The organism is Rhodosalinus sp. (assembly GCF_046542825.1).
Taxonomy (GTDB): Bacteria; Pseudomonadota; Alphaproteobacteria; order Rhodobacterales; family Rhodobacteraceae; genus Rhodosalinus.
The window spans coordinates 1-6234 of sequence record NZ_JBKHAQ010000143.1 but is presented as its reverse complement, the minus strand read 5'-3'; the positions used below and the strand labels follow the sequence as shown (position 1 = coordinate 6234).

At 69.5% G+C, this 6234-nt stretch carries 8 protein-coding genes; 6 read left to right on the top strand and 2 right to left on the bottom strand.

The annotated features are described in order from the left end of the window. From ACLFOB_RS13855 to ACLFOB_RS13835, 5 genes are all read left to right on the top strand, one after another. Positions 1–1068 (top strand): NAD-dependent succinate-semialdehyde dehydrogenase (locus ACLFOB_RS13855; protein ID WP_410926458.1); only part of this gene is annotated, 1068 nt, incomplete at its 5' end. Between the two features lie 52 nt (positions 1069–1120). After that, entirely contained in the window at positions 1121–1639 is a 519-nt protein-coding gene (gene def / locus ACLFOB_RS13850; protein WP_410916451.1) for a peptide deformylase, read from the top strand. Further along, on the top strand, positions 1636–2130 hold the full coding sequence (def, locus tag ACLFOB_RS13845) for a peptide deformylase (protein WP_410916450.1): 495 nt from the start codon (positions 1636–1638) through the stop codon (positions 2128–2130). Before def (ACLFOB_RS13850) ends, def (ACLFOB_RS13845) begins: the two co-directional genes overlap by 4 nt. Positions 2131–2134: 4 nt before the next feature. After that, positions 2135–3046, top strand: a complete 912-nt coding sequence (fmt, locus tag ACLFOB_RS13840; protein WP_410926457.1) for a methionyl-tRNA formyltransferase — start codon at positions 2135–2137, stop codon at positions 3044–3046. Positions 3047–3049: 3 nt separating this feature from the next. After that, on the top strand, positions 3050–3295 hold the full coding sequence (locus ACLFOB_RS13835; RefSeq protein WP_410926456.1) for a hypothetical protein: 246 nt from the start codon (positions 3050–3052) through the stop codon (positions 3293–3295). Here ACLFOB_RS13835 and ACLFOB_RS13830 read toward each other — a convergent pair. Both ACLFOB_RS13830 and ACLFOB_RS13825 read right to left on the bottom strand, forming a co-directional pair. Continuing rightward, on the bottom strand, positions 3258–4076 hold the full coding sequence (locus ACLFOB_RS13830; protein WP_410926455.1) for an alpha/beta fold hydrolase: 819 nt from the start codon (positions 4074–4076) through the stop codon (positions 3258–3260). The genes ACLFOB_RS13835 and ACLFOB_RS13830 overlap by 38 nt on opposite strands. Before the next feature lie 154 nt (positions 4077–4230). After that, positions 4231–5070 (bottom strand): universal stress protein, encoded by an 840-nt coding sequence (locus ACLFOB_RS13825; protein ID WP_410916446.1) that lies wholly within the window; start codon positions 5068–5070, stop codon positions 4231–4233. A gap of 199 nt (positions 5071–5269) precedes the next feature. Here ACLFOB_RS13825 and ACLFOB_RS13820 point away from each other — a divergent pair. Then, positions 5270–6234, top strand: a 965-nt coding sequence (locus ACLFOB_RS13820; protein ID WP_410926454.1) for a cbb3-type cytochrome c oxidase subunit I, incomplete at its 3' end; no start/stop codon positions are given.

Genomic DNA, 6234 nt, shown 5'->3' with positions numbered 1-6234 from the left:
GGCGAGACGATCCCGGGCCACCAGCGCGACAAGCGGATCACGGTGATCCGCCAGCCGGTGGGCGTGGCCGCCTCGATCACGCCGTGGAATTTCCCCTCCTCGATGATCACGCGCAAGGCCGGGCCGGCACTGGCGGCCGGCTGCACCTTCGTCGGGCGGCCCGCGTCCGAGACGCCGCTTTCGGCCACGGCGCTCGCCGTTCTGGCCGAGCGCGCGGGCGTGCCGGCGGGCGTGCTGTCCATCGTGCCCTCCGCGCGGTCCTCGGAGATCGGCAAGGAATTCTGCGAGAACCCGAAGGTGCGCAAACTCACCTTCACCGGCTCGACCGAGGTGGGGCGCATCCTGCTGCGGCAGGCCGCCGACCAGGTGATGAAATGCTCGATGGAGCTGGGCGGCAACGCGCCCTTCATCGTCTTCGACGACGCCGATCTCGATGCCGCCGTCGAGGGCGCCATCCAGTGCAAGTTCCGCAACAACGGGCAGACCTGCGTCTGCGCCAACCGCATCTACGTGCAGTCGGGCGTCTATGATGCCTTCGCGGAGAAGCTGGCGCAGCGGGTGCGCGAGCTCAGGATCGGCGACGGGCTGGAAGAGGGCGTGCAGCTCGGCCCCCTGATCAACGCGGATGCGGTCAGGAAGGTGCGCGAGCACATCGCGGACGCGACCGCGAAGGGCGCGAAGATCGTGCTGGGCGGCGAGGACGACCTGCCCGGCGCCTTCCTGCGGCCCACCCTGCTGACCGGCGTGACACAGGAGATGGCGGTGGCGACGGAAGAGACCTTCGGCCCCCTCGCCCCCCTCTTCCGCTTCGAGACCGAGGAAGAGGTGATCGCGATGGCCAACGACACGATCTACGGCCTTGCCAGCTACTTCTTCGCCCGCGACATCGGCCGCGTCACGCGGGTGCAGGAGGCGCTGGAATACGGCATCGTGGGCGTGAACACGGGCCTGATCTCGACCGAGGTGGCGCCCTTCGGCGGCGTCAAGCAGTCGGGTCTGGGGCGCGAGGGCGGGCACTACGGCGTCGAGGAGTTCCTGGAGCCGAAATACATCTGCACCTCGATCTGACCGGCGGCGCGCAGCGTTGCGCGCGCGCGCGCGCTCGCCTATGTGAACGCGCATGAAGCGCCCGATCCTCATCCACCCCGACCCGCGGCTGAAGAAAATGGCCGCGCCGGTCGCCGATCTGTCCGACGCGCGGCGCGAGCTTGCCCGCGACATGCTGGAGACGATGTATGCCGCGCCGGGCATCGGCCTTGCCGCGCCGCAGGTCGGCGTGCTGGAGCGGCTGATCGTGCTCGACTGCGTCAAGGAAGAGGGCGCGGCGCCCCGCCCGCTGGTGATGTTCAACCCCGAGGTCACGGCCGCCTCGGACAAGCTGAACACCTACGAGGAAGGCTGCCTGTCGATCCCCGAGCAGTATGCCGATGTCACCCGCCCGGCAGAGGTGCAGGTGCGCTGGATCGACCAGACCGGCGCCGAGCGCGAGGAAGAATTCGGCGGCCTCTGGGCGACCTGCGTGCAGCACGAGATCGACCATCTGAACGGCAAGCTCTTCATCGACTACCTCGGCCCGATGAAGCGGCAGATGATCACCCGCAAGATGGTCAAGCTGAAGCGCGAGAAGGCCAAGGCGTGAGCCCGCGCCCGATCCTGCGCTGGCCGGACCCGCGGCTGCGCAAGCAGGCCGCGCCGGTCGAGGCGGTGACGGACGAGACCCGCGCCCTCTGGGACGAGATGGTGGAAGTGATGGAGGCAATGCCGGGCCTGGGCCTCGCCGCGCCGCAGCTGGGCGTGATGCAGCGCCTCGCGGTGGTGGACGCGAGCCGCGAACGCGGCCGCGCGGTGCGGATGGCCAACCCCGAGATCCTCGAAGCCGCGCGCGAGACGATGGACCACGCCGAGGCCAGTCCCTGCCTGCCCGGTGTCTCGGCGGTGGTGCGCCGGCCCGCCAAGGTCACCGTGCGCTACCTGAACGAGGCCGGACAGGTGGACCGTCGCACGTTCGAGGGCCTCTGGGCCATTTCGGTGCAGCATCAGATCGACCACCTGGAGGGCCGCATGTTCTTCGACCGGCTGAGCCGGGTGAAACGCGACATGGCTTTGCGGAAAGCCAGGAAGGCGGGATAGCGCGGTGCGGCTGATCTTCATGGGCACCCCCGGTTTCGCGGCAGAAGCCCTGCGCGCGATCCATGCCGCGGGCCATGAAATCGCCGCCGTCTACACCCAGCCGCCCCGCCCCGCCGGCCGGGGCAAGAAACCGCGCCCCAGCGCCGTGCAGGCGCTGGCCGAGGCGCTGGACCTGCCCGTCCGCCACCCCGTCAGCCTGAAGACGGAGGAGGAGCAGGCCGCCTTCGCCGCGCTGGGCGCAGAGGCGGCCGTGGTCGCGGCCTACGGGCTGATCCTGCCGCGCCCGATCCTTGCGGCGCCGGCACGCGGCTGCCTCAACATCCATGCCTCGCTGCTGCCGCGCTGGCGCGGCGCGGCGCCGATCCAGCGGGCGATCATGGCGGGCGACGCCGAGACCGGCATCGCCATCATGCAGATGGAGCCGGGCCTCGACACCGGGCCCGTGCTTCTGGAACGGCGGCTGTCGATCGGGCCGGAAGAAACGGCCGGAGCGTTGCACGACCGGCTGGCACGCCTCGGGGCAGAGGCGATCGTCGAGGCGCTGGCCCGGCTCGACGACCTGACGCCGGTGCCGCAGCCCGAGCATGGCGTGACCTATGCCGCCAAGATCGACAAGGCCGAGGCGCGGGTGGACTGGACGAAGCCCGCGGAAGAGGTTGACCGGCTGATCCGCGGCCTCTCGCCCTTTCCCGGCGCCTGGACCGGGATCGGCGGGCACCGGGTGAAGCTGCTGGGCTCGCGGCTGGCCGAGGGGGCGGGCGCCCCGGGCGAGGTGCTGGACGACGCCTTCACCGTGGCCTGCGGAACGGGCGCGGTGCAGGTGACACGCGCGCAGCGCGAGGGGCGGGCTCCGCAGGATGCGAGCGCCTTCCTGCGCGGACGCCCCTTGCCCGCGGGCACGAGACTGGGAGGCTAGACCATGTTTCCGACGCTGATCGGCACGGTGGTGATCGCAGGGATCGTCGGCTATCTGTCGGAAAGGACCGGGTTCACCCGCAACGGCATCCTGCAGAGCGTGATCATCTGCATCGGCGGCGCGTTCCTGTTCTATTTCCTGCGGATCATGTTCGGCATCCGCATCGGCTCGCCCGGCATCGACGCGATCGTCAGCTCGGTGGGCGCGCTCGTCATCGTGCCGACGCACTGGCGCCGTCCACGCCGCTGAAGCGGATCAGCGCCTCCGCCACGGCCTGCGGCGCGTCCCAATGCAGCGAATGACCGGCGCGCGGCACCGTCTCGACCCGCACATCCGGGAGCGCCGCCAGCGCCGCGCGCGCCTCGGCCTCGGGGATCAGCGCGTCGTTCTCCGCCAGCAGCGCCAGCGTCGGCACCTGCACGCGCGGCGCCAGCCCCGCCGGGTCATAGGCCTCGAGCGCGGCGACCTGCTGCGCCATCGCCTCCGCGCTCTGGGCATGAGGATAGTCGAGACCCGCCCGTATCCCCGCCTCGATCTGCTCCGGCAGGTCGAAGGCCGCGGGGTGGAAGAGCCAGGGGAAGAGCGCGCGCAGCCACAGGTCATCGGCCATGCCCTCGGCCCGCAGCGCCAGCAACGTGCGGAAGAGAAAGGCATTGCGCGCCATGCGCATGGGCGCCGAGGCCATGACCGTCAGGCGCGAGACGAGGTCGGGCCGCGCGCTCGCCAGTTCCATCGCGATCAGCCCGCCCATCGAATGCCCCGCGACATGCGCGGGCCCATGGCCCAGCGCCTCGATCAGCGCGGCGGCATCGCCGGCCATCGCCGCCAGGCTCACCGGCGCGTCCCACGGCCGGGTGCGGCCGGTGGTTCGGTTGTCTGGCCGTATGACGGCGAAGCGCGCCTCCAGCCTTTCGATCAGCGGCGCCCAGCTTGCGCTGTCGCTTACCATCCCGGCCAGCAGCATCAGTGGCGGACCGTCGCCGCCGATCTCGTAGTGGAGCGTCACGTCGGACAGGGCAAGGTCGGGCATCCGGGGCTCCCGTGGTCAAAAGGCAATCCCACTCTGTGCCCCCGCTCCGGCAGGCGCCAGCCCTTTCAATGGTCCTCAAATACCCCCCGCGGAGCGACGCGCCGCAGGCGCGTTCCGGCGCACGCAGGCCGGCGGCCCGCGCGCGCCGGCCGCTTCAGTGCGCCATGAAGAGTGGCACGGTCGTCGACTCGAGGGTGTTGCGCGTCGCACCGCCCAGGATCGCTTCGCGGAAGCGCGAGTGCCCGTAGGCCCCCATCACGATCAGGTCGGCATCGATGTCGCCGGCGTGGCGCGCCAGCACGTCCGAGATGCGCGGCAGCGTCTTGGCCAGCACGTCGATTTCGACCTTCACGCCATGGCGGGCGAGGAACTGCGACAGCAGCCCGCCGGGGTCCGAGCGGTTGGGGCCATGCACCGGGGGGTCCACGACCACCACATGCACCGCGTCCGCCCGGACCAGCAGCGGCAGGGCGGCGCGCACGGCGGACAGCGCCTCGGCGCTCTCGTCCCAGCCGATCATCACCCGAACGGGAGTCAGCGTCGACTTGAACTCGTCCGGCAGCACCATCACCGGCACCCGCCCGTCGAAGAGCGCCCCCTCGATGATCGGCTCGAGTTCCGCGCCATGCCCCTCGCCGTAGGGCTTGGGCAGGATCACGAGGTCGGAGAAGCGCGCGTGCGCCGCGATGCTGCGCCCGATGTCGGCAAGCTGCGCAACGCCGGTCTCGACGTTCCAGCGAATGTCGGTCTTGCCCAGCACGCCACGGACATGCTCCGCCGCCGCCTCGGAGTCCTTCTGCGCGCGCGCCAGCGTCTCCTGCAGGATCATGGCGTTGGCGCCGGCGTAGTAGTACCCCGTCTGCGTCCGGTCGACGCCGAAGCAGGCGACCTCCAGATGCGCGTCCTCCGCCTCTGCCATCGCGATTCCCTGTGCAAGCGGCCCCTCGGCCAGCGCGGGGTCGGTCACGACGGTCATCAGGGTCTTGTAGGCCATCAGCCCCTCCTTGGAATGCTCTGGCGTCACCCTAGGGCGCGGCCCCGCGTCACACTTTGACACGTGTCAAGCCGCATGGTCAGATGCATTGATCTGCATCAAGGCGACCCGCGTGCCGGGTCCCCATGACGATCTTACGCGAACCCGTCCGCACGAGGGGCAAGTGACTCGTGCGGGCCGACGGAAGGGACACGACCATATGTCGAATTACATCAAGCTGATCGTGCTTGGCCTCGTCACGCTTTTCGCGATGATGGCGGCAAGCTTCGCGCGCGATCTGGCCTATCACGTTCATGCCATAATCGTCATGCTTGTCGCCGCGGGTCTTTTCCTGTGGACGCTGCGCCGCACGGACGAGCCGGTGGTCGCTGGCCCGGACCTCTCGCGAAGCTACAACGACGGCGTCGTGCGCGCCGGCGTGATCGCCACCGCCTTCTGGGGCATCATCGGCTTTCTCGTCGGCGTCTTCATCGCCTTTCAGCTGGCCTTTCCGGGGCTCAACTTCGACTGGTCGGAGGGCTACGCGAACTTCGGGCGGCTGCGGCCGCTGCACACCTCTGCGGTGATCTTCGCCTTCGGCGGCAACGCGCTGATCGCGACCTCCTTCTACGTCGTGCAGCGCACCTCCGCCGCGCGGCTCTGGGGCGGCAACGCGGCCTGGTTCGTGTTCTGGGGCTATCAGCTCTTCATCGTGCTCGCCGCCACGGGCTACCTGCTGGGCGCGACCCAGTCGCGCGAATACGCCGAGCCAGAGTGGTACACCGACTGGTGGCTGACCATCGTCTGGGTGGTCTATCTGGCGATCTTCCTCGGCACCATCGTGAAGCGCAAGGAACCGCACATCTACGTCGCCAACTGGTTCTACCTGTCCTTCATCGTCACCGTCGCGATGCTGCACATCTTCAACAACCTCTCGGTCCCGGTCTCGATCTGGGGGTCGAAGTCGGTCTCGGCCTTCTCGGGCGTGCAGGACGCCATGACCCAGTGGTGGTACGGCCACAACGCGGTGGGCTTCTTCCTGACCGCGGGCTTCCTCGGCATGATGTACTACTTCATCCCGAAGCAGGCCGAACGCCCGGTGTTCTCCTACAAGCTGTCGATCATCCACTTCTGGGCGCTGATCTTCATCTACATCTGGGCCGGTCCGCACCACCTGCACTACAC